General features: G+C 44.6%; 19 protein-coding genes. 8 read left to right on the top strand and 11 right to left on the bottom strand.

The features are described from left to right. Window positions 1-43 precede the first annotated feature (43 nt). The 8 genes from OW495_RS15565 to hrpB all read right to left on the bottom strand — a co-directional run bounded on the left by OW495_RS15565 (window position 44) and on the right by hrpB (window position 13,889). A complete protein-coding gene (locus tag OW495_RS15565) occupies window positions 44-1,057 on the bottom strand; it encodes a Fe(3+) ABC transporter substrate-binding protein (RefSeq protein ID WP_017106911.1) in 1,014 nt (337 codons plus the stop codon). 297 nt (window positions 1,058-1,354) lie between these two features. Further along, window positions 1,355-2,584 (bottom strand): ammonium transporter, encoded by a 1,230-nt coding sequence (locus OW495_RS15560; protein ID WP_102513036.1) that lies wholly within the window; start codon window positions 2,582-2,584, stop codon window positions 1,355-1,357. 27 nt (window positions 2,585-2,611) lie between these two features. Continuing rightward, window positions 2,612-2,950 carry a P-II family nitrogen regulator gene (gene glnK, locus OW495_RS15555; RefSeq protein ID WP_102513035.1) on the bottom strand — a complete coding sequence of 113 codons (339 nt, stop codon included), beginning with the start codon at window positions 2,948-2,950 and terminating at the stop codon, window positions 2,612-2,614. Window positions 2,951-3,177: 227 nt separating this feature from the next. Next, complete coding sequence (locus OW495_RS15550; RefSeq protein WP_029223248.1) at window positions 3,178-3,546, bottom strand: YacL family protein; 369 nt, start codon at window positions 3,544-3,546, stop codon at window positions 3,178-3,180. 210 nt (window positions 3,547-3,756) lie between these two features. Next, a complete protein-coding gene (gene acnB, locus OW495_RS15545) occupies window positions 3,757-6,345 on the bottom strand; it encodes a bifunctional aconitate hydratase 2/2-methylisocitrate dehydratase (RefSeq protein ID WP_289887347.1) in 2,589 nt (862 codons plus the stop codon). Between the two features lie 274 nt (window positions 6,346-6,619). Beyond that, on the bottom strand, window positions 6,620-8,956 hold the full coding sequence (locus tag OW495_RS15540) for a patatin-like phospholipase family protein (RefSeq protein WP_289887345.1): 2,337 nt from the start codon (window positions 8,954-8,956) through the stop codon (window positions 6,620-6,622). A gap of 38 nt (window positions 8,957-8,994) precedes the next feature. After that, on the bottom strand, window positions 8,995-11,394 hold the full coding sequence (gene mrcB / locus OW495_RS15535; protein ID WP_102314200.1) for a penicillin-binding protein 1B: 2,400 nt from the start codon (window positions 11,392-11,394) through the stop codon (window positions 8,995-8,997). Beyond that, window positions 11,391-13,889 carry an ATP-dependent helicase HrpB gene (gene hrpB, locus OW495_RS15530; RefSeq protein ID WP_289887342.1) on the bottom strand — a complete coding sequence of 833 codons (2,499 nt, stop codon included), beginning with the start codon at window positions 13,887-13,889 and terminating at the stop codon, window positions 11,391-11,393. Before hrpB ends, mrcB begins: the two co-directional genes overlap by 4 nt. 34 nt (window positions 13,890-13,923) lie before the next feature. Here hrpB and sfsA point away from each other — a divergent pair, with 34 nt between their 5' ends. The 7 genes from sfsA to panC all read left to right on the top strand — a co-directional run bounded on the left by sfsA (window position 13,924) and on the right by panC (window position 20,009). After that, the gene (gene sfsA, locus OW495_RS15525) at window positions 13,924-14,667 is read left to right on the top strand and encodes a DNA/RNA nuclease SfsA (RefSeq protein WP_065102980.1); all 744 of its coding nucleotides are present in this window, start codon (window positions 13,924-13,926) and stop codon (window positions 14,665-14,667) included. Between the two features lie 135 nt (window positions 14,668-14,802). Further along, window positions 14,803-15,249: an RNA polymerase-binding protein DksA gene (dksA, locus tag OW495_RS15520; protein WP_017108728.1), complete on the top strand. Its 447-nt coding sequence runs from the start codon at window positions 14,803-14,805 to the stop codon at window positions 15,247-15,249. 147 nt (window positions 15,250-15,396) lie between these two features. Beyond that, the gene (gene gluQRS, locus OW495_RS15515; protein ID WP_289887335.1) at window positions 15,397-16,272 is read left to right on the top strand and encodes a tRNA glutamyl-Q(34) synthetase GluQRS; all 876 of its coding nucleotides are present in this window, start codon (window positions 15,397-15,399) and stop codon (window positions 16,270-16,272) included. A 183-nt stretch (window positions 16,273-16,455) separates the two neighbouring features. Beyond that, a complete protein-coding gene (gene pcnB / locus OW495_RS15510) occupies window positions 16,456-17,811 on the top strand; it encodes a polynucleotide adenylyltransferase PcnB (RefSeq protein ID WP_289887334.1) in 1,356 nt (451 codons plus the stop codon). Beyond that, a complete protein-coding gene (gene folK / locus OW495_RS15505; RefSeq protein ID WP_289887332.1) occupies window positions 17,808-18,293 on the top strand; it encodes a 2-amino-4-hydroxy-6-hydroxymethyldihydropteridine diphosphokinase in 486 nt (161 codons plus the stop codon). The genes pcnB and folK overlap by 4 nt, the downstream gene beginning before the upstream one ends. A 22-nt stretch (window positions 18,294-18,315) precedes the next feature. Next, the gene (gene panB, locus OW495_RS15500) at window positions 18,316-19,110 is read left to right on the top strand and encodes a 3-methyl-2-oxobutanoate hydroxymethyltransferase (protein WP_017106899.1); all 795 of its coding nucleotides are present in this window, start codon (window positions 18,316-18,318) and stop codon (window positions 19,108-19,110) included. A gap of 8 nt (window positions 19,111-19,118) precedes the next feature. Next, window positions 19,119-20,009, top strand: a complete 891-nt coding sequence (gene panC / locus OW495_RS15495; RefSeq protein ID WP_017106898.1) for a pantoate--beta-alanine ligase — start codon at window positions 19,119-19,121, stop codon at window positions 20,007-20,009. Window positions 20,010-20,120: 111 nt separating this feature from the next. On the opposite strand, the gene OW495_RS15490 is transcribed toward panC, so the two are convergent. The 3 genes from OW495_RS15490 to OW495_RS15480 all read right to left on the bottom strand — a co-directional run bounded on the left by OW495_RS15490 (window position 20,121) and on the right by OW495_RS15480 (window position 23,762). Next, a complete protein-coding gene (locus OW495_RS15490) occupies window positions 20,121-20,891 on the bottom strand; it encodes an ABC transporter permease (protein WP_029223246.1) in 771 nt (256 codons plus the stop codon). Between the two features lies 1 nt (window position 20,892). After that, the gene (locus tag OW495_RS15485) at window positions 20,893-21,810 is read right to left on the bottom strand and encodes an ABC transporter ATP-binding protein (RefSeq protein WP_017106896.1); all 918 of its coding nucleotides are present in this window, start codon (window positions 21,808-21,810) and stop codon (window positions 20,893-20,895) included. 320 nt (window positions 21,811-22,130) lie between these two features. Next, the gene (locus tag OW495_RS15480) at window positions 22,131-23,762 is read right to left on the bottom strand and encodes a SulP family inorganic anion transporter (protein WP_289887330.1); all 1,632 of its coding nucleotides are present in this window, start codon (window positions 23,760-23,762) and stop codon (window positions 22,131-22,133) included. Window positions 23,763-24,048: 286 nt separating this feature from the next. Between OW495_RS15480 and can the strand changes: the two genes are divergently transcribed. Beyond that, window positions 24,049-24,708 (top strand): carbonate dehydratase, encoded by a 660-nt coding sequence (gene can, locus OW495_RS15475; protein WP_017108722.1) that lies wholly within the window; start codon window positions 24,049-24,051, stop codon window positions 24,706-24,708. The last annotated feature ends 91 nt before the right edge of the window (window positions 24,709-24,799 follow it).

Here is a 24,799-nt window from a genome sequence, read left to right as displayed (position 1 = left end):
TTGAGGTTGTAATTTTATGCGGGCCGAAGCCTACAATAATAAATTATAGATCGAACTTAACTTCATCTAATAGCTTGATTGCAGCCGCGTGATGGTTTGCAATTTCATCTAGAGAAATAGTATCTGCTTTGAACTCACCCCATGAAGCAACAAGCTCAGAAGGCTTAACATCTGCTTTCACTGGGTATTCGTAGTTCACTTCTGCGTACATGCTTTGTGCAGTATTACCAGATAGGAATTCCATCAGCTTAACGGCATTCTCTTCGTTTGGAGAGTATTTAGCCATCGCCATACCAGAGATGTTTACATGAGTACCTGTTGTCTCTTGGTTAGGGAAGTTAATGTAAACAGAGTCAGCCCAAGCTTTTTGCTCTTTATCATTAATCATTTTGCCTAGGTAGTAGCTGTTACCAAGAGCAACATCACATAGACCTTCTTTAATCGCTTTAACTTGTGCGCGGTCGTTACCTTGAGGCTTACGTGCTAGGTTTGCTTTTACGCCTTCTAGCCATTCTTTCGTTTCAGCTTCACCTTTGTGAGCAATCATCGAAGAAACAAGAGAAACATTGTATGGGTGCTTACCGCTACGAGTACAGATCTTGCCTTTAAATTCAGGCTTAGTTAGATCTTCGTAAGTGAACTCTTCACCTAGACGACCAACGCGGTCACGTGAAGAATAAACGCTACGTGTACGAGTTGTTAGAGCAAACCACTCGTTAGCAGTATCTTGGTACTGAGCAGGGATGTTCTTTTCAAGTACATCGCTTTCAACTGATTGAACTAGACCTTGTTTAGTTAGCTCAGATAGACGGCTAATATCGACAGTTAAGACAACATCAGCAGGGCTGTATTCACCCTCTTGAGCTAACTTCTCTGCTAAACCTTTTTTAGCAAACTTAACGTTTACTTTAATACCAGTCTCTTTCGTGAACTCTTTGAACATTGGCTCAACAAGGAAAGGTTGGCGGTAAGAGTATACATTTACTTCTTCCGCAGCCATTGCTGTTGGGGCAATTACGCCACACGCTAGAGCTGAAAGTGTTAGCAGTTTCTTCATTTTAAAATCCTTTATATCGAAATGATAATGTCTATCAGTTGCGTTATTATATTCATCATTAACATAATTACAATGACGACCGACAAAAAATCCGTCTACTCAGACCATTTAAACTCTCACTTTTGTAACAAAGCATTTCAGTAATTATGCCCGTCATAAGGCTTTCACATAGCTCCCTGTAATCATGACAAGCTCGCTTACAATGCTCTGCTCCAAATACAACAAAACCCCACAACGGTTCGTTGCAGGGTTTTCTTTGAACTGCCGAACCCATTCAGGTTAGGCGGTTACTGTTGATTATTTTACTGATACAAACTCAGGGTAAGCGCCTACACCACAATCGTGCATGTCCATACCTTCAAGTTCTTCATCTTCACTGACACGAATACCGATTGTTGCTTTAAGCACTGCCCATACCGCTAAGCTAGCACCAAATACCCATGCAAAGATAACGGCAGCACCCAGTAGTTGAGAACCAAATGTTGCATCAGCATTGCTTAGTGGAACAGCCATTAGGCCGAAGAAACCACACACACCGTGCACAGAGATAGCACCCACTGGATCATCAATCTTAGCTTTATCTAGGGCAATGATACTGAATACAACCAACGCACCAGATACAGAACCAATCGCTACTGAAAATAGTGGTGATGGAGATAAAGGATCTGCAGTGATTGCTACTAGGCCAGCTAACGCGCCGTTAAGAATCATTGTTAAGTCAGCTTTGCCCCAAGTCGTTTTACATACTAGTAGTGCTGCAATCGCGCCTGCTGCTGCTGCTGCGTTGGTGTTAAGGAAGATTTGACCAACCGCTGTCGCGTTCTCAAAGTCAGAAACCATAAGTTGAGAACCACCGTTGAAACCGAACCAACCAAACCAAAGGATAAATGTACCTAGCGTTGCCAGTGGCATGTTTGAACCGGGAATTGGGTAGATTTCACCGTTCTTACCATATTTACCTTTACGAGCACCCAGTAGAAGTACACCCGCTAAGGCTGCTGAAGCACCAGCCATATGTACGATACCTGAACCAGCAAAGTCACTGAAACCGGCTTCTGATAGGAAACCACCGCCCCAAGTCCAGTAACCTTCCATTGGGTAGATGAATGCTGTTAGCACGACAGAGAAGATAAGGAATGACCAAAGTTTCATTCGCTCAGCAACTGCACCTGATACCACAGACATTGCTGTTGCAACGAAAACTACTTGAAAGAAGAAGTCTGATTCTAATGAGTGGTCTGCACCTTCACCTTGAGTACCAATCAGAGTACCAAATGACGGTAACCAGCCACCTTCGCCGTTATCGACATACATAATGTTGTAACCAACGACTAAGAAAGTCGTACAAGCAATCGCGTACAAACAAATGTTCTTAGTTAAAATTTCTGTGGTGTTCTTCGAACGAACAAGGCCAGCTTCTAACATCGCGAAGCCTGCAGCCATCCACATTACCAACGCACCTGAAATGAGGAAGAAAAAAGTGTCTAGTGCGTAACGTAGTTCCGTTACTGTTGTTGTAAGTTCCATATTAAAGTCTCCAGTCCTTGTAATTCTTTAAAGTGCTTCAACATCCATTTCACCGGTACGAATTCGTACGGCTTGGCTTAGGTCATACACAAAAATTTTGCCATCGCCGATTTTTCCGGTGTGTGCCGCTTGGCTAATCGCTTCAACAACTCGGTCAACATTTTCAGCTTGGGTTGCAATCTCTAGCTTTACCTTTGGTAGGAAATCAACTTGGTACTCTGCACCACGATACAACTCAGTGTGTCCTTTTTGACGACCAAATCCTTTCACTTCAGAAACAGTCATACCTTCAATACCAACATCAGAGAGCGCTTCTCGAACATCATCCAATTTAAATGGTTTAACTATGGCGTTTATTAATTTCATATTCTTTCCTTAAATTCTTCACTTAATCCGTTAATACTCTTATTACAATCCAAGTAGCGTGCCAGAAATTTAAGTTATTGATTTTTAAAAAAATAGAAACAATACCGTTTTAGAAATGAAAAAGGCCGCACCAATATGGTGCGGCCTTTTCACTATCTTAATGCGTTGCACTGTCGTTGCTCTAGTTTTTGGGCAACGAAACTTTCACGATGCAAAACCATTGGCAACTAGTAACCTAAAAAATCAATCCAACGTTCGATTAGCAACTCGAAATCATCGATTCCGCAGCTTGCTTCGCTTTCACAATTATAGAAATCGAACTCACTGCCCTCTTCCATCTCTTGCTCGTGCCCTAGCACATTTTCTTGAATGGTTACGTCGTCTTCATTGATCGCTAGGCTGATCTCTTTGCCTAGTAGCGTCACTTCATTGTTCAGATCTTGTCGAGATTGCTCAATCAACGCCATCACATGATCCAGTTTCTGCTTATCTTTCCCGATCTCTTCTTGAAGCCAGCGGCCAACAATTTCATGACCCATGCTGCACTTTACATAGTACTCGCCCATTAAAGTGTTTCGTGTAAATTCAAATTCCATAAAGGCTCCGCGCACTAATGACAGATAGGGTAAAAAATGAGGCGAGAGTATATAGCGAAGTCTATTGGAGATCGAGCTTGATTCATTCAACATCAAACGAACTATTAGAACGCAGAAACAAAAACGCCTTCTCACAAAGAGAAGGCGTTGTATTAGCAGCGAGTACTTTACTGCAACGCAGTAAGCACTTTATCGCACTCCATTAACCGCTTATGCAGGCTCTTGGAAGATAACCGTGTCTGCTTTATCCGTGTACTGACCCATTTTATGGAAGTTCAAGTAACGGTAAGTATCGGCAGCGGTTGCATTAATCTTCTCTGCGTACGCTAAGTACTCTTCCTTCGTTGGGATACGACCAAGAATCGCACCAACAGCAGAAAGTTCAGCAGAAGCTAGATAAACATTCGCACCATTACCCAAACGGTTCGGGAAGTTACGAGTAGACGTAGACATAACCGTCGAAGCGTCAGCAACACGCGCTTGGTTACCCATACATAATGAACAACCTGGAGTTTCAATACGAACCCCAGCACGACCGAAGATGCCGTAGTAGCCTTCTTCTGTCAGTTGGTCTTTATCCATCTTAGTTGGCGGAGCAACCCATAGGCGAGTATTCAAAGAGCCATTAAACTCTTCAAGCATCTTACCTGCAGCACGGAAGTGACCGATGTTGGTCATACAAGAACCGATGAACACTTCTTGAATCTCAGTGCCTTGAACGTCAGAAAGAAGACGAGCATCATCTGGATCGTTTGGTGCACATAGGATTGGCTGATCGATGTCAGCAAGGTCAATCTCGATAACATGAGCGTATTCAGCATCTGAATCAGCAGCAAGCAACTCAGGGTTCGCTAGCCACTCTTCCATTGCCGTAATACGACGCTCGATAGTACGAACATCACCGTAACCTTCAGCGATCATCCACTTAAGCATAACGATGTTCGAGTTCAGGTACTCTTCGATAGACTCTTGAGAAAGCTTAACAGTACAACCAGCAGCTGAACGCTCTGCCGATGCATCTGAAAGTTCAAATGCTTGCTCAACAGAAAGGTGGTCAACACCTTCAATCTCTAGTACACGACCAGAGAATTCATTGATCTTACCAGCTTTTTCTACAGTCAATAGACCTTGCTTGATACCGTAAAGAGGAATGGCATGTACTAGGTCACGTAGCGTGATACCCGGCTGCATTTCACCTTTAAAGCGAACCAAGATTGATTCAGGCATATCAAGAGGCATAACACCTGTTGCTGCAGCAAATGCGACTAAGCCAGAACCTGCTGGGAATGAAATACCTAGAGGGAAACGAGTATGCGAGTCACCACCTGTACCAACAGTATCAGGCAGAAGCATACGGTTTAGCCATGAGTGAATAACACCGTCGCCCGGACGAAGTGAAACACCCGCACGGTTCATGATGAAATCAGGCAGTGTATGGTGAGTGTTTACATCAACTGGTTTCGGGTATGCAGATGTGTGACAGAAAGACTGCATCACAAGATCCGCAGAGAAGCCAAGACAAGCCAGATCTTTCAGCTCATCACGTGTCATAGGACCCGTAGTATCCTGAGAGCCTACCGTTGTCATTTTAGGTTCGCAGTACTGACCCGCACGCACACCTTCAACGCCACACGCTTTACCTACCATCTTCTGAGCTAACGTGTAGCCTTTATCAGAAGCAGAAGGGTCGATTGGCTTAGCAAACAGATCAGTTTCAGCTAGACCTAAAGCATCACGAGCACGGCCCGTTAAGCCACGACCGATGATCAATGGAATACGACCACCAGCACGCACTTCATCTAGAAGCACTTTGCCTAGTTCAAAGCTTGAGATATCTGCACCGTCTTTACGAACAACACCTTCATAAGGATAGATATCAATCACATCACCCATGTTCATGTCTTGTACGTTCAGCTCAATTGGTAGCGCGCCTGAGTCTTCCATCGTGTTGTAGAAGATCGGTGCAATTTTACCACCAAGACAAACACCGCCAGTACGCTTGTTTGGTACGAATGGGATATCTTCGCCCATGAACCAAAGCACTGAGTTTGTTGCTGATTTACGCGAAGAACCGGTACCAACAACATCACCAACGTAAGCCAGTGGAATGCGGTCTTTTTGCATTTCTTCAATTTGAGTAATTGGACCAACGCTACCCTGCTCATCAGGAGTAATGCCATCGCGTTCCATCTTCAGCATCGCTTTTGCGTGTACTGGGATATCAGGACGTGACCATGCATCTGGCGCTGGAGATAGGTCATCGGTGTTTGTTTCACCAGTGACTTTGAATACTTTAACGGTAATTTTTTCCGCTACTTTCTCTTTAGCTGTAAACCACTCAGCATCAGCCCAAGACTGAAGAACTTGCTGAGCAGAAGCATTGCCAGCTTTTGCTTTTTCTTCTACGTCGTAGAATGCGTCAAACATCAATAGAGTATGAGAAAGCGCTTTAACAGCGATAGGAGCAAGCTCTGCATCATCCAGTAAAGAAACTAGAGATTCGATGTTGTAACCACCTTGCATTGTGCCAAGTAGTTCCGCAGCTTTAGCTTTGCTTACTAGTGGAGATTCAACTTCACCTTTAGTGATAGCCGTTAGGAAGCCCGCTTTAACGTAAGCAGCTTCATCTACACCTGGTGGAATACGGTTTTCTAGTAGGTCAAGAATAACAGCTTCTTCACCTTGGGGCGGGTTCTTTAAAAGTTCAACTAGGCCTGCTACTTGTTCAGCATCTAATGGTCTAGGAACAACTCCTTCGGCAGCACGCTCTGCGACGTGTTTACGGTAGGCTTCAAGCACGACTTTTTCCTCTCATTGCGGTTCCTTCTTTACATTGGTAATTATTAGTAAAATAAAGAAGCGAACATCCTTGGAAACTTGGCTCTCCATTGCCATTTTTGTCATTCAATTTGTATTGATGAGCGGCGTCATAGAGGCCAAACTGTGGGCGACAGAATAGCAAATTTAACGATAAATTAAAATCTTATCATTTTGACCAACATAGCAAGTTAAGACGAAAGTCCTACGATTTTTGCCTATTTAGTCAGAAAAAAAGCTATCCCGCGCATTATTATTAGTAAGATGTACCGATGATTAAATAAACAGAATCGTAGTTACCTTCTGTTTTACCATAAGCCAAAATGATTGGCCCGATTGGTGAATCTACGCCAGCAAAGAGTGACCCAGCAGTAAACATCGGCGCTTCATCCAATGACAAGTCGTTGTTCGACCAAACGCCGCCATGTTCTAGAGATGCGCCTATGTAAAATGGCGACTCAAACAAGCCGAAGTCATTTTCAAACCATTTATAGCGATAGATTAAACTGCCGTATGCTAAGTTTTGTCCAATAAGACTGTTTCTTGGTATTCCCGATAAGTTTAAGAAGCCTCCAAGCTCCTTTGGGTCAATAGGGAACACGGAGTTTTTACTCTCTACCATGCCAAAGTCGAACTTTGCGACTAAAGTATGCTTTTCAATACTCTGTGCCGCCATGAAATTAGCCGAAATCTCATAAACTGTGTCGCTTTCAGAGTTAAACTCGGAATCGGCCAGAGAAGAGTCGTTATCAAAATCATCGTGGGAAATGAGATATTCCAGATCAACAAAGTAACCTTTGGTCGGCAAACTGAAATTATCTAAGGTATCCAATCGATAACTCATAAACCCGCCAATACGTGTATATCCACCGCTACCTAAAGACGGTAGCGAGGCGACCTCAATGTCACCATCGGTGTATCGAGCACCCACTTTAAATTCTTGCCACAATGTTGGCTGGTAACCTAATGCCAGTTCACCAATATACTCTTGATAAGTCATTGGTAAGTAGTCTTTCGTTACGTCGAGAGTAGGCTCTTCGATATCGTCAATATTGGCAGGTAAGTTTCTTTTCTGATTGCTGTAAACAAGTGATGCCGATGTAAATAACTTCTGGCTTGAGAAAAAAGGAGAATATAACTCAGCCTCGATGAGCTTATCAGTGCCCATTTCTACATTCGTTCTTAACTCTGCGCCATGCGAGTTAATATCCGTAAAATTAGCCGACATACCGATTGAATATTGGCTCTCGGTTGCAAAGTCATCTTCAAGGTAGAATCGAAAGTTGAGGTAATTAGGGCCCCATGATTTTTCATTTACATCGACCTGCAGTTGGTCTTCACCATCGACATTGTCAAATTCATAGGTGACCAGTTCAAAACGATCGAGCGCATACAGGTCTTTAACCTGAGATTCAATTTCACTGGTTTTAAGGACTTTTCCAGAGTCGAGGTTCAAACGATTGGCAATCAACTTATCTGAATAGTGGGTGTTATTATTGATAACGACCTTATCCACCACCGTTTTATCACCATGCTTGAGCTGCTTTCGAGCTTTCTGCTTGTCATCAATATAATGTTGGTAGTCCGCATTCGAGAGCGCCAACTTAGAAAGCTGATCCCGATACTGCCTTGTTGCTTCGTATCCAGCATGGTAAGCCGTCGGCATTTTATCGAAGTCTGTGGTTTCCATTTGCCCCACATCAGGACGTAGGAAAAAATCATCGTCTGTTAACGTCGCGGCTTGCTCTTGCGTACTGCGTTGAACAAGGTAATTAGAAAGTTGGTCTGCTGCGGCTAAAAAGTTAGTGAAGTCTTCTTTGCTTTTGTAGTTAGTGCTGATATCTACGGCAATAACGATGTCGGCTCCCATTGCTCGAGCAACATCCACTGGCATGTTATTGGTGACACCACCATCGACTAGCATGCGCCCTTCCACTTCATAAGGAGGAAGCGCACCGGGTACTGACATACTCGCCATCATCGCATCAACAAGATGACCATGATCGATGACCACTTCTTCAAGATCGATGATGTCGGTTGCGACAGAACGATATGGAATAGCAAGGTTGTCGAAAGAATCAAGTGGAGATAAGTTACCGGTCGTCTCACGCAGAATACGCAACATATTCTGGCCTTGAACCACACCTTTTCTGGCTTTGATTTCACCCCAACCTAAACCGAGGTCGGTATTCAGTTGGTAACGGTCTTCATACTCTTTGTCACGCACTCGGCGATCGCTACGGTTAACGCGATCACGGTAACCGCGATTCCAATCAACCGTATAAATAAAACTTTCGATCTCATCTGCGCTCATCCCTGTCGCATAAAGACCACCAACGTATGCCCCCATACTAGTACCGGTAATGTAATCAACCGGAATCTGCATCTCTTCCAAAGCTTTAAGCACGCCAATGTGGGCTGCACCTTTAGCGCCTCCACCAGCGAGCACGACAGCAACGGTTGGCCTTTTATGAGCTTGTTTAAGTTCAACATGTTCTGATGAATCTACCTGTGCTGCAGTAGCTGCAAACAGTTGAAAACTGATCACTGTACCGACAATACCTAAGCTACTCACTAACCAACGAGAAATCATTATCTAAACTATCCTTGTCATTCTTTTCTGTTATGACTTTACCACTGAAAAAGCTTCTTTAGCCACTGTTTTGGTTGACTTTCACAGCCCTTTTTAATACTGCCACTCTCATCCCAAACCGGTAATTTCACCGTACCATCACAGTCAAACTCTAACGCCCCTTCAGAAGTTCGAGTAAAGCTAGCAGTCGCAATTCCTGTTGGCCAAGGCAACAATAGCTGTTCTGGTGTTCTTTGTTTCAGGTAATCAGCATAGACACGCAACGCACCACTAGAACCTGTTAGTTTAGTCGGTTTATTATCATCTCGACCTAACCAAATCGTCGTTACTTCACGGCCATCAACACCAACAAACCAACTGTCTCGACTATCGTTACTGGTACCGGTTTTACCGGCTAATCCTGCCCATGCAAACTGACCTTGTAGGAAACGACCTGTGCCTTCAGACACACCACGCTTCATCGCATACGTAGTTAACCAAGCCGCTTGCTGATCAACGCTTTGTGAAACACGAGGAATCGATTGATACAACACCTCACCTTCACTATCAATCACAGAGCGAAGCGCAGACAATGGCGCGATACGGCCAGAGTTGGTAATCGTTTGGTACATCTGTGCTACCTGAAACGGTGTTAGCGAGAATGAACCCAAGAACATGGATGGAACTGGGCGAATTTCGTTTTTATCAACCCCCAGTTTGCCAATCGTATCCGAGACACTATCAATACCTAACTGCATCCCTAAACGAACGGTCGGCACGTTGTAAGACTTAGAAAGCGCCACATACAGCGGCACGTCTCCGCGAAACTTACGGTCGAAGTTTCTTGGGCTCCATACGCTTCCTTTACTGCCTTTCAAACTCAGTGGGGTGTCCATCAAAGTCGTCGCTAACGTGTACTTTTCGGGTTGTTCTAATGCGGTTAAGTAGATTGCAGGCTTAACCAAAGAACCAATAGGACGACTCGCATTCAGTGCACGGTTAAAACCATCGTAACCGGTACGTTTACCGCCGACCATCGCTCGGATTTCTCCGGTATTTCTATCAACAGCAATCGCAGCCGCTTCCAATTTGTTACCTGCCGTTTTAGACAGATCAGGCACCTTACGAGCAATCGATTTCTCTAGCTTATCTTGAGAAACCGGATCTAGAGAGGTAAAGACTCGAATACCTTTCTGAGCTTCAAATCGATCACCCACATACTTCTTCAGCTCAATGTTTACTTGTTGGAAGTAAGCTGGCTGACGGCTGGCAATACGAGGGTTGTCTTGAATATCTAAATCACGACTTGCTGCTTCTTCATATTGTCGCGGAGTCAAGATGTCTTGCTGCATCAACAAACGAAGAACCAGATCTCGTCGAGTCTTAGCACGTTCCGGGTAGCGAACAGGGTTGTAATACGAAGGTCCCTTCACCATACCAACAAGCAGTGCCAACTGGTCAATTCTTAACTCTTGAATAGGCTGACCGAAATACAAACGAGATGCCAAGCCGAAACCATGAATCGCTTCACCACCATTCTGCCCAAGATAAACCTCGTTCAGATACGCTTCTAAGATTCGATCTTTGCTGTAACGATGATCCAAGATAAGTGCGATATACGCTTCACGCACCTTACGCCACAAAGTACGTTCACTCGATAAGAACAGGTTTTTCGCCAACTGTTGAGTCAACGTACTGCCACCTTGAACCGTTCGTCCTGCCTTGATGTTCACTACCATTGCACGAGCGATCGCCAATGGTGAAACCCCATCATGCTGATAGAAGTTTCGGTCTTCGGTTGCCAGCAATGCGTCAACCATCACTTCAGGGAACTGATTGCGTTTTAAGAACAAACGCTGCTCATCGTTACTTTTCTCAAGCATACCGAGCATTTTAGGTTCGACACGCAAGTAACCCATGTCGCCTTTCTTCTCCAATGACTGGATACGAGTTAGCTCGTTGCCATTAAAGTGCAGCATCACATGACGATCGGCTTCTGGCCCATCGACAAACTCGAACGGACGACGAATCATTTCAATCTTGGTTGAAGAAGAAGAGTACTCACCAGGGTGACGAGGGGAATTCACTTTACGGTAATTCAGCACATCCAATTCATTTTTGACTTGTACCAAACTAACGGCTGTACCCGGAGATAGATCCAATACACGAGCATAAACAACGGTTGGCAGATCAAAAAGCTGACCTTCAAAACGCTGCTTAACCACCGAATCCAAATAGATCCCAACGAACAACAACAGAGCTGCCGTTGCTAAACCCACCTTCCAAGCGATACCCCATAGGATCTTCAGCCAACCTCTGTTGCCCGTTTTCTTGGTCTTTGCCTTACCTTTCTTCGCGGCTGCTCTAGGCTTTCTTGGCTTGGCTTTGGTCGTTGGTGACTTCTTTGCTGGCGCTTTTTTAGGTGGTGCCTTTTTCGGCGTTAACATTTTGGTCATCATCGGTTCAACTGTCGTTTAGTTTTAGTGGTTGCTACATGATTAGCAGGGTCATCCGGCCAAGGATGTTTGGGGTAACGGCCTTTCATTTCTTTTTGAACTTCTTTATACGCGCCAGCCCAAAAGCCAGCTAAATCCTGAGTAATTTGCAGTGGTCGTTGCGCAGGAGACAATAACTCAAGCACCACTTTTTTACGCCCTTGAGCAATCAAGGGTGAATCTTGTTCACCAAAGACCTCCTGCATTCGAACAGAGATCATTGGCTCAGATTGATATTGGTATCGAATCGACTTCTTACTGCCTGTTGGCATCAGGTAATTCGTAGGCAGCCATTGATCAATTTCTTGATTAAGAGGCCAGCCAAGATAAGCCGACAATGCTTGCTCGACCGAGATACTCGTCAGTCCTTTTGCCGACTTAATGCCATTCAAATAAGGTAAAAGCCAATCATCAAGATGACGCAATAAGCTCGCTTCATCCATTTGAGGCCATTGCTGTTCAGGCAGCCACAACTCAGCACAGCGCACGCGTTCAACCAGCTGTTTAGCAGAAGCCGTCCAATTTAAACTTTCAAGTCCGCGTCGAGCGATATAATTCAGTAACGCTTGGCTTATCTGAGCGGAATCAGGCTCTGGCAAAGGTTTAGTGCTGATAATCAGCTTACCCAGTAATACTCTTTCTTCAGCAACCAAGCGACCGCGTTTTTCATCCCAATCAGCATAATCTTCGCGTGTAAAAAGACCGGAGAATGAAGCCTCAAGCTGCACTATATCAATCGGTGTCGCTAAAAAGATCTGACTTGCTCGCCCTGCCGTCCGCATCAAATCAATCACCACGATGTATTCGTTGTTTACCAGCGGATCATCATCACGAACCTCAGCTCCATGGCCATTGGCAAGACGAAATGCACAGCCAGTCGCACTTCTCGATTGGGCAATTCGGTCTGGAAAGGCCAAGCAAAGCACTAATGGTAGCAATGATTCATCGACTTGTGACAAATCCAGGTGATGATTGAGTTTGCTTGCGAGACTTTTCGCTCGCTGCATCACAACACTGTTTTTCGAGTGCTTTCTTTGCTTAAGTCGATGTAGCGAATGCTGAATATCCGTCACGTTACGTTCAGGCTCTTCGAGTAAAGCGGCAGCGACAATCGCGACATTCAACAAGGCTTGGCTGTTTTGCTGCGCTTTGATCAGCATACTGGCGATACGCGGCTCAATGCCTAAACGCTGAGCTTGCTTTCCGACTGGAGTAAATTGCCCATTACTATCTAATAAATCAAGCCCTTGTAACAGCTCTGTCGCTTGCTCAATCGATGCCTGTGGCGGAACATCTAACCAATGAAGCTCATCGGCACTACTTGCTCCCCATTGCGTCAATTCAGCCACCAGCGAAGAGAGATCAGAATGGAGTATTTCAGGTTCTGGAACGGATGGTTGTTGCATCAACTGTGTTTCACTGTACAAGCGAACACATAAGCCCTCTTCGATTCGCCCAGCACGACCCGCTCTTTGTTCCGCTGAGGATTGTGAGATTTTTACTTGCTCAAGTTTGGTGATTCCAGTTTTAAGATCGAACTTTGCGACCCTTTCCAATCCCGAATCAACAACTAAGCGAGTCCCCTCAATCGTCAAAGAAGTTTCCGCGATATTGGTGGCTAACACCACTTTTCGGCGACCTTGCTTTGACGGCGCAATGGCTCTCTGTTGCTGTTCAAAACTCAACTGGCCATACAACGGACACACATCAATATCACTAGCAAGTTGTCCAAGCTGTGATTCCACTTGTTTTATCGCCGAGACACCCGGTAAGAAAGCCAAAAGTGAGCCCGATTCTTTCTCCATCAGAGATTGGATCACCTTGGCCATTTTAGGCGCTAAATATTCATTCGAGCCTAGCGGCTGATAACGGAAATCGACAGGGAAAGTTCGGCCTTGTGATTCAACATACTTGGCATCAGGCAGCAAAGATTGCAGCGAGTGTTGATCCAATGTCGCCGACATCACGATCACCTTGAGATCATCTCTCAGCGCTTCTTGGATCTCTAAACTAAACGCTAATGCGGTATCGGCATGAATGCTGCGCTCATGAAATTCATCAAAGATCACCATGTCCACACCGGTCAATTCAGGGTCGCTTTGGATCATTCTAGTCATGATCCCTTCAGTGACGATTTCCAAACGCGTTGCACTACTGGTTTTAGATTCACCACGAACTCTAAAACCAATGCTCTCTCCCACCTTCTCTCCCAGTTGACTCGCTAAGTAAGTCGCAATATTCCTAGCCGCTAAGCGCCTTGGTTCGAGCATGATAATTTTCCCTTTAACAGCATTAGTCGTAACTAACTGCAGAGGGAAAAACGTTGACTTACCCGCACCGGGAGCAGCCTTTAGAATAAGTTGAGTATGTGTTTCTACGCCAGTGAGCAGATCTGGCATCACAGCTTCTATGGGCAGTTGTGGCAATGGGAGAACCTTGTGGTGTAATGTTGGCAACATTGTACATAAAAACCCACCTGTCTAAATAAGTAATATGCACTTCAATCCCCCTTTAGAGCCAGCGACTCTTATTAAACGCTATAAACGTTTTCTCGCTGATATCACATTGCCTGACGACAGTGAGCGCACGATCCATTGTGCGAACACGGGAGCCATGACTGGCTGCGCCACACCCGGTAACACGGTTTGGTATTCAACCTCAGATAATGCAAAGCGAAAATACCCAAACAGTTGGGAGATCTCAGAAACAGATAAAGGTCATCGAATTTGTGTAAATACTGCGCGAGCGAACCAGCTAGCAGTGGAAGCAATTGAAAATAAGACTATAGTTGAACTCTTAGGCTATGACGCTTTACGAACTGAAGTGAAATATGGCAGTGAGAATAGTCGAATTGATATTCTGCTGGAAGACAGTGAAAAGCCACCTTGTTATATCGAAGTAAAAAGTGTCACTTTGCTTGATGAGCAACAAACATCAACTAAGCAAGGGACCTCAACCAAAGGACAAGGCTTTTTCCCTGATGCAGTCACCACCAGAGGTCAAAAACACCTGCGTGAACTCACAGAAATGGCAGAATCTGGAAATAGAGCCGTACTTTTATTCACTGTTTTACATTCAGGTATTGAAAAAGTATCTGCAGCACACCATATAGACGCCAAATATTCGTTATTACTAAAACAAGCACAAGACGCTGGGGTTGAAGTGCTTTGCTATAAAGCAGAGCTCAGCAGTACTCAAATACAACTAAAACAGGCTGTTGAATTTATCAATAGCTAGACAAAGATGATGAAGTAATCACTTTGACTACAAGTTTGGATAAGAGTATTTGCCAGAACCAGATCTTTCTGCTATAGATACCCGCCTTAAAATTAGCTGCTTTGCAGTTGACTAGGTGTAAATAGGAGATGCTGTATGCCAGAATCTAAGAAAAAAGCGCTAGGCATCCTAGCCATCGCAGGTGTTGAACCGTACCAAGAAAAGCCAGGTGAAGAGTACATGTCACCTGAGCAAACGGAACATTTTACAAAAATTTTAGCAGCTTGGCGCAACCAGCTCAGGGAAGAAGTTGATCGTACTGTGCACCACATGCAGGACGAAGCAGCGAATTTCCCAGACCCAGTTGACCGTGCTTCTCAAGAAGAAGAGTTCAGCCTAGAGTTACGTAACCGTGACCGTGAGCGTCGTCTTATCAAGAAGATTGAAAAGACACTAGATAAGATTGAAGAAGATGATTTTGGCTTCTGCGATTCTTGTGGTGTTGAGATCGGCATTCGTCGCCTTGAAGCTCGTCCAACAGCTGACCTTTGTATTGACTGTAAAACACTTGCAGAGATCAAAGAGAAACAAATGCAAGGTTAATTCTTGCTGATGTAAAAAAGGGAGCTTTCGCTCCCTTTTTTGTTTGTATTGAAAGCTATTTTCAACATGCGCTATCTCATTGTCATCAAATAGCTACCAATACCAACAAACGGTTACTGTTGTTCTATCTAGACTAGGTTTTCACTCATGAGTTATATCGGGCGCTTTGCACCATCACCGTCAGGTCCTCTTCATTTTGGCTCACTGGTTGCCGCACTTGGCAGCTACTTTCAAGCGAAATCAAACCAAGGACAATGGTTGGTTCGTATGGAAGATCTTGATCCACCGAGAGAAATGGCTGGCGCCGCAGAACTCATCCTCAAAACACTTGAGGCTTACCATCTATTTTGGGATGGCGATGTGGTGTATCAAAGCCAGCGTCATGATTTGTACCAAGCTCAAATAGATGCATGGGTAGCCGATAACCAAGCCTACTATTGCCAATGCACTCGTAAACAGATCAAAGCCCTTGGCGGCTTTTATACTGGGACTTGCCGCAATGCTGAGTTAATGGATTCAGGTGACCAAGCCGTTCGCTTACTTATGGCGCACCCTATTGAATCATTTACCGACATTCGCCACGGTGACATTCATATACCGAAAGCACTGGCTGAAGAAGATTTCATCATTAAGCGTAGAGATGGCTTGTTTGCTTACAACTTGGCGGTTGTGCTTGATGATATTGACCAAGGCATCACAGAGGTTGTACGAGGAGCGGATTTGATTGAGCCGACAGGCCGTCAAATTAGTTTGTATAAAACACTCAAACAAAAAACCGTCAGTTACTTGCACTTACCATTGGCAACCGATGGCTTGGGTAATAAACTGTCAAAACAAAATCATGCAACTGCGATAGATCTCGACAATCCGAAACCGACGCTAATTAACGCGATGCGATTCTTAGGTTTTGATATCACCGAAGCCCTTTTGAGTGCTTCTATTGACGAGATTTTATTTTGGGGCTGCCAGCAATGGAGCATTGCTCAATTGCCTGATAGTTTACAAAAAGAACACCGTGATTAACCCGAGTTCAGAGCTAAATAGCAAAAACGACACATAAAAATGCCATAACCAACAACTGTGGTTAAGCAGACGATGTTCTCAAATGGCTCGCGCTAAGCTATTATTAGCCGCAATTAAACTCTGCACTACCACTTTGGACTAAGAGAAAAACAAAGTTGGCGATACCTACTTTGTTCTAAACTAATGAATACAAACGACAATACCCCAAGCGAACAACGCGGATTCCACGAATTAGCACTGAATATTTATACTCGTCAAGAGCACAATATTTCACGCAAGCAGATCAGCGACAACGCACTAAAAGTATTATATCGCCTAAATGGGGCGGGTTTTGATGCATTTTTAGTCGGTGGTGGTGTGCGCGACATCTTATTGGGTTCTCAACCAAAAGATTTTGATATCGCAACCAACGCTACGCCAGAACAGATCAAAAACCTGTTTAGAAACTGCCGCCTAATTGGCCGTCGTTTCCGCTTGGCACATATCATGTTTGGTCGCGACATCATCGAAGTTGCAACTTTCCGTGGCCACCATCAAGAGCCATCGAAAAACGTGTCTGCGCAATCTGATGAAGGCATGTTGCTACGCGATAACGTGTACGGCAATGTTGATGAAGATGCAGAGCGTCGTGACTTCACTATTAATGCGATGTACTACAACATTGCCGATTACAGCATCCACGACTACGCGGGTGGTATCGAAGATTTAGAAGATAAGCTGATCCGTTTGATTGGCGATCCTGAAACTCGTTACCGTGAAGACCCGGTACGCATGCTACGTGCTATGCGTTTCGCCGCTAAACTGGATTTCGATATTGAAGAAGATACTGCCGACCCAATCGAAGAGTTAGCACACCTTCTAAAAGATATCCCAGCTGCGCGCCTTTACGAAGAATCACTTAAGTTGCTGCAATCAGGACACGGCTTAGAAACTTACCACTTAATGCGTGAGTACAATCTATTCCAACAGATGTTCCCAGCCGTGGCAGAGCACTTCACTGAAGGTTATGATTCTCATACCGAGCAGATGCTTGATTTAGTGCTCGATTCAACTGACCTTCGTATCGACGATGGCAAGCGAGTAAACCCAGCCTTCATGTTTGCTGCAATTCTTTGGTACCCAATGAATAAGCTAGCGGACAAGCTAGTCGCTGAACAAGGCATGGCGCACTACGATGCAATCATGGAAGCAAGTAACATCATCCTTGATCAACAAGTAAAGTCGATTGCTATTCCTCGTCGTCATACCGCGACTATTCGTGAAATTTGGCAGCTGCAAGTTCGACTTCCACGCCGCAACGGTAAACGTGCTGTACGCCTAATGGAACTGAACAAATTCCGTGCAGGCTACGATTTCCTAGAAATGCGTGGCGAAATCGAGGGTGGCGAAACCAAAGAGTTGGCAAAATGGTGGGAGCGTTATCAAACAGCCGGTCGCAATATGCGCCAAGCCATGGCTAATGACGTTGCCGCACCATCAAAATCAGGTCATCGTCGCCGTAAGACTTACCGTAATAAAAAAAGTAAGCAATCCGAATGATAACGGCTTATATTGCGGTCGGCAGCAACCTTGCCGACCCAGTTAACCAAGCAAATTTGGCTATCGAAACACTAAAAAGCCTACCGCGATCAACGTTTATTGCGACCTCCAAGCTATATAGTAGCACTCCGATGGGGCCGCAAAATCAACCCGACTACATCAACGCGGTAGTGGCAATCCAAACCGAATTAACGCCAATTGAACTGCTTGATTGCACTCAAAAAATCGAGTTAGAGCAAGGGCGTGTCCGTAAAGACGAACGTTGGGGACCAAGAACCTTGGATCTCGACATTGTACTTTACGGCAATGAGGTGATCGATTCAGAGCGCTTAACCGTTCCTCATTATGGAATGAAAGAACGAGAGTTTGTACTCTACCCGCTTGCTGAAATCGCACCAAGTTTACAACTCCCTGATGGGACTGAGCTGAACGAACTACTCAAAGTAGTCGATCAAAATGGGCTCAATGTTTGGCAACAATAGCCAAGCGCATTAAGGAAACCCAATGAAAAAAGTAACCATTAACGACCTTATCAAGTGCAAACAAGAAGGCCGTAAATTCGCGACGTCGACAGCTTATGATGCGAGCTTTGCTCAATTATTCGAAAGCCAAGAGATCCCTGTATTACTTGTCGGTGATTCACTAGGCATGGTTTTACAAGGCCAAACTGACACATTGCCAGTGACAGTCGACGAAATTGCTTACCACACTCGCTCAGTGCGTGCTGGTAGCCCAAACTGTCTTCTTATGGCTGATATGCCGTTCATGAGCTATGCCACACCTGAGCAAGCTTGTGAGAGCGCTGCAACCATAATGCGTGCTGGTGCAAACATGGTTAAAATCGAAGGCGGAAGCTGGTTGGTTGATACCGTGAAGATGCTAACAGAGCGCGCGGTTCCCGTTTGTGCTCACTTGGGGTTAACACCTCAATCAGTGAACATCTTTGGTGGTTACAAAGTTCAAGGCCGTGACGACGAACAAGCGGACAAAATGGTTGCTGATGCTCTAGCTCTGCAAAATGCTGGCGCTCAAATCGTATTACTTGAATGTGTTCCGGCATCATTAGCCAAACGCATCACTGAAGCTTGTGATGTACCAGTGATTGGTATTGGCGCAGGCAACGTTACCGATGGTCAGATCTTAGTGATGCATGACATGTTCGGTATCTCTGCGACTTATATGCCAAAGTTCTCTAAGAATTTCTTAGCTGAAACAGGCGATATGCGTAAAGCCGTCGCTCTATACAAAGAAGAAGTAGAGAGCGCGCGTTTCCCTGATGAAGCTCATACAATAGCTTAGGAGTTACTATGCAAACTTTTGCTGAAATAGCGGCTCTTCGCGAGCAGATTAAACAGTTTAAGCGTGATGGACGTACCGTTGCTTTTGTACCAACAATGGGAAACCTTCATGAAGGCCACCTGACGCTGGTAAAAAAAGCGCGTGAATTAGCAGACATTGTTGTGGTGAGCATTTTTGTTAACCCAATGCAGTTTGACCGTGCTGACGACCTGAACAATTACCCTCGGACGTTAGAAGCTGATTTAAGCAAGCTAACAGGCGAAGGTGTTGAGCTTGTGTTTACTCCAACGCCAGAAGTGATGTACCCAGATGGACTAGACAAACAGACGTTTGTTGAAGTACCTGGTATTTCGCACATGCTTGAAGGGGCATCTCGCCCAGGCCACTTCCGTGGTGTGGCGACGATTGTTGCTAAGCTATTTAATATCGTTCAGCCAGACTTTGCATGCTTCGGCGAGAAAGACTTCCAACAGCTTGCAGTCATTAGTCATATGACGACGGATCTTGCTTTAGATATCCAAATTATCGGCGTACCAACCGTTCGTGAGATGGATGGACTTGCGATGAGCTCTCGCAATAGCAATCTGACTATCGACGAACGCCAGCGCGCACCTGTGCTTGCTCGTACTATGCGTTGGATCAGTAGTGCTATTCGTGGCGGCCGTGACGATTACGCATCTGTCATTGAAGACGCAACCGACCAACTTCGAGCTGCAGACCTGCAACCTGATGAGATTTTCATTTGCGATGCTAAAACGCTGCAAGCCATCACTTCAGAATCGACTCAAGCAGTTATCTTGATGTCAGCTTTCTTAGGTAAGACTCGCCTTATCGACAACCAAGTTCTCGATTTGGTCACGGAAACGAAAGAAGAAGTGAAAGAAGAAACAGCGGAATAATCGCTCTCTTCTCTAAATGCGAAAAAAAGCCCAAAACGCAGAACATAAAAAAGGTCGATGTAATATCGACCTTTTTCTTTGCCTGTCATTCCAAGACTTACAAGGAAGACATTAGCTACGTAAGCCGATGCCCTTAGTCACTAGGTAGTGTGCAACGCCATACAGCGCTACGATAAACACACCCAATACAGTAAACGACGTTACAATACCAACATCAGACACTCCCAAGAAGCCATATCTGAATGCGTTAACCATGTACACAATTGGGTTCAGTTTCGACACACCTTGCCAAAATTCAGGCAATAGACTGATCGAGTAAAACACACCCCCAAGGTATGTTAGCGGTGTCAGAATAAACGTTGGGATAATAGAAATATCGTCGAACGTGCGTGCAAATACAGCGTTGATTAAGCCACCCAGAGCGAACACAATCGACGTTAGAAATACAGTCGCAATAATCACGCCCCAATGATCAACTTGCAAGTCGACAAAGAAAAGCGATACGAATGTGACTATGGTACCCACTAACAAGCCACGCACTACACCGCCCATCACGAAACCAGCAATAATCACATAGTTAGGAACTGGCGCTACAAGCAGCTCTTCAATGTTCTTCTGGAATTTGGCACTAAAAAACGATGAAGCGACATTAGAGTATGAGTTGGTGATCACCGACATCATAATCAAACCCGGCACAATGTATTCCATGTAACTAAAACCGTTCATTTCACCGATACGAGCACCAATCAAGTTGCCGAAGATGATGAAGTAAAGTGTCATAGTGATCGCAGGTGGAACCAGTGTTTGCACCCAAATTCGAGTGAATCTGTTCACCTCTTTGGTCAACAAGCTACAAAAGGCTGTCCAATATAATTTATGCATATTACTTGCTCCCCTCACGCACGATGCTCACAAATAGCTCTTCTAGACGGTTCGCTTTATTACGCATAGAAAGGACTTTTACCTGTTGTTCTGTCAGTTGAGCAAAGATAGCGTTTAAACCTAAGTTCTTGTCGATTTCGATCTCTAGCGAGCCATTGACCATTACTTGGCTATTGACGCCATCAAGCTTAGGCTCTGCAGTGCCCTCTTCAAGATCAAGAATAAACGTCTCAGCACTTAACTTACCCAGCAGCGCTTTCATGGTCGTATTCTCAATCAACTCGCCACGGTTAATAATACCGATATTGCGACACAGCATTTCCGCTTCTTCTAGGTAGTGCGTGGTCAAGATAATGGTAATGCCTTGCTTCTCGTTGATCTCTTTCAGGAATTCCCACATAGAACGACGCAGCTCAATATCAACACCCGCTGTTGGTTCATCAAGGATCAGCAAATGAGGTTCATGCATCAGTGCACGAGCGATCATCAAACGACGCTTCATACCACCAGACAAGTTACGCGCACGTTCGCCACGCTTTTCCCACAAATCGAGTTGAGATAAGTACTTTTTCGCGCGTTCTTTAGCAAGAGCTTTAGTCACGCCGTAATAACCCGCTTGTTGCAGTACAATCTGCTCAACGGTTTCGAAAGGGTTAAAGTTAAATTCTTGCGGTACTAAGCCTAAGTTTTGTTTCGCTAACTCCAGATCGGTATCAATGTCGTAACCGAACACCTTAACCTTGCCGGATGTTTTATTAACCAGAGAAGAAATAACGCCAATGGTCGTAGATTTACCCGCACCATTTGGACCAAGAAGCGCGTAAAAATCGCCCTTTTTTACTTGTAAACTGATGCCTTTGAGAGCCTCAAAGCCCCCAGCATAAGTTTTTCTTAATTGCTCAATTTCTAATGCATACATAGAGATAGACTGCCATTTGCGATAGATAGATGTTGATGACCGAATATGAGGAAGAGAGTGAAACTTAAAACGAGCTAGTTGAACCTAACCCAAAACTTGTTTACTCGGCCATTTTGCAAGCAAGTTTATCGTTGATTAACGATTAATACAAATACCGAGTGAGAGTTTCTTTCGAAAGCGAATAAGGATATTAGCTATGTGAAGACCAATTCAGTGTTCAGTAAACATAAAAATGCCGTTAAGTTATTCACTTAACGGCATTAATCACAAATATTAGATTTGGCGTCTATAACTGATTCATGTCAGATTATTGCTGAAAATTAAACTGACTCAAATTGATGTTCATCTCTATCAACATAGCTTGTTGCAGCTGTCAGGGCTTCATATCTGAATCGATAGGTGTTGGATTCCGGCACAAGATCAAGCACGTGGAATTTCTCTAGCTGCTGACGGGTATTCTCGTTTGGACACAACAGATAAACCTCACATTCAGCATCGAGGGCATCTTTGATTGCGTTTTCTAGCGCGAGGCCAACCGTCACATCAATCATTGGCACATCCGTCAGATCTAAGATCATCGCTTCGTAATCAGAGATACTTGAGTGCTGACGCGATATCGCCTTCGAAACACTGAAAATCATCGGCCCAGAAAGATAGAAGAACAAGACTTTACCGTTAGCAGTATCTAACAGCTGACGTTCGCTGTCCGTCAGCGGGATATCGTCTTCGTCATCACCATCACTGATGGACTTTACTTGTCTGGCTTGTTCACGGCTCAAACGTTCAATAATCAGGATGTTCGATATAAAGACACCAAGACCAACGGCAATAATCAAATCAACAAATACGGTAAGGAGCATCACGCCATACATCACACCCATGCCTGCATAACTCACCTTGTGAGCACGCTGAATAAAACTCCAATCAAGAATATTGAAGCCGACATACATGGCGATACCCGCAAGCACAGCCATTGGGATCGGTTCGGTCAAACCACCCGCGACTAATACCACCAGCGCCAGAACTAATGCACGAATAACACCTGAAAGTGGAGAACGAGCACCTACTTGGATATTCGTTACTGTGCCCATGGTAGCGCCTGCGCCCGGCAAAGCGCCGAACAAGCCAGAAATCATATTGGCGATACCCTGTCCGCGAAGTTCCTTATCAGAGTCATGCTCTTTACGAGTTAATGAGTCCCCTATCACCGCGGTAAGCAGCGTATCGATACAACCTAACGTACCCAGCACCAAGGCATCGATTACCATAGTTGTGAACAGTTCAGGGCTAATCGTTGGAATAACTAAAGAAGGTAAGCCAGCCGGGATTTCACCAATACGACGGATAGAATCCGTATCGAAGATAATGACCGATAATAAAGTCACAACAACTAGGGCAACCAATTGTGCAGGGACATACTTACGGTATTGAGTCGGAAAACCAAAAAGGATACCGAGCGTTAATACACCTAAAACCAGCTCGCTGAACTTCAGATTTGCCAGCGTATCGGGAAGCGCAGAAAGCGTCCCCATCACGCCACCCGATGGTGCTGCGTGTCCTAACAATGGAGACAGTTGCAAGATAATCAGAATAACGCCAATACCTGACATAAAGCCGGAGATCACGCTATATGGCATCAAAGTAACGTATTTACCGAGCTTTAATGTCCCAAGTAATATCTGAAATGCACCCGCCATCATCACGACGGTAAAGGTCATTGCCATTCCAGTTTCAGGATATTTAGCGACCATGCTGGTCATCACCGCCGTCATGATCACCGTCATTGGTCCGGTAGGCTCTGAGATCAAACTGCTGGAACCGCCAAATAATGCTGCAAACAGGCCAACCATAATGGCGCCCCATAAGCCCGCTTCCGCACCCGCTCCAGAAGCAACACCAAATGCTAACGCTAAAGGCAGTGAGATGATGGCTGTAGTGACACCGCCAAACATATCTCCTTTGAGATTGATATCCGAAAAACGACTTCCAAACAAAACACACCTTCCTGATGATGAAATGACAAACCTTATTACTTTAACAAATGAGTCTGTAACACAGAAAGTGTTAATTCAATCACATTATTCATGTCTTATAACCAGATACTAGCTTCTACGCTAAGTTAATGATTTTAACAGCTAGAACACGTCAGATGAGTGCGAGTTGACACAGTTTTTACGAGATTGAATTTGTAACATTGTGTATAGTTATAACTCTTAATTAAGGGACGTAAGACGCAAAATGCCAGAGATTAAACAGCTTTTTGAAAACAACTCTAAATGGTCTGAAGAAATTCGTTCTCAAAGACCAGAGTATTTTACAACGCTTGAAGAGGGTCAAAACCCTGGTTTCCTATGGATCGGCTGCTCTGATAGCCGTGTACCGGCCGAGCGTCTCACTGGTTTGTATTCTGGCGAACTGTTTGTTCATCGAAATGTAGCAAACCAAGTGGTTCATACCGACCTAAACTGCCTGTCTGTTGTGCAGTACGCCGTTGACGTACTCAAAGTTAAACACATCATTGTATGCGGTCACTATGGCTGTGGTGGTGTTAATGCAGCGATTGATAACCCTAAACTTGGCCTTATCAACAACTGGCTACTCCACATTCGCGATAACTACCTTAAGTACCGTAAGCAAATTGAATCTCTACCTCGTGAACAATGGGGTGACAAGTTGTGCGAAATTAACGTTGCAGAGCAAGTCTACAACCTTGGTAACTCAACCATCATGCAAAGCGCATGGGAACGGGGACAAGATATTGAAATCCACGGCGTAGTTTATGGTATTGGTAACGGCAAGCTACAAGACCTTGGTGTGCGTTGTTCAAGTAATGACACGTTAGAAAATAGTCACTTAGATGCGCTTGATAAAATCCTATCGTCTCCAATTCTTGGTTAATTATTAAGGTTTAAGACTTAAACCTTATCCTTTAATCACTAGATATAAGAAAGGCTCGCATTGTGCGAGCCTTTTTGTTTGTCAGTCTTAA

The sequence above is a fragment of the Vibrio sp. 14N.309.X.WAT.E.F5 genome (assembly GCF_030397615.1).
Classification (GTDB): domain Bacteria; phylum Pseudomonadota; class Gammaproteobacteria; order Enterobacterales; family Vibrionaceae; genus Vibrio; species Vibrio lentus.
Note: the sequence above shows the minus strand (reverse complement) of the source record. Positions and strands in the feature narration are given on the sequence as shown.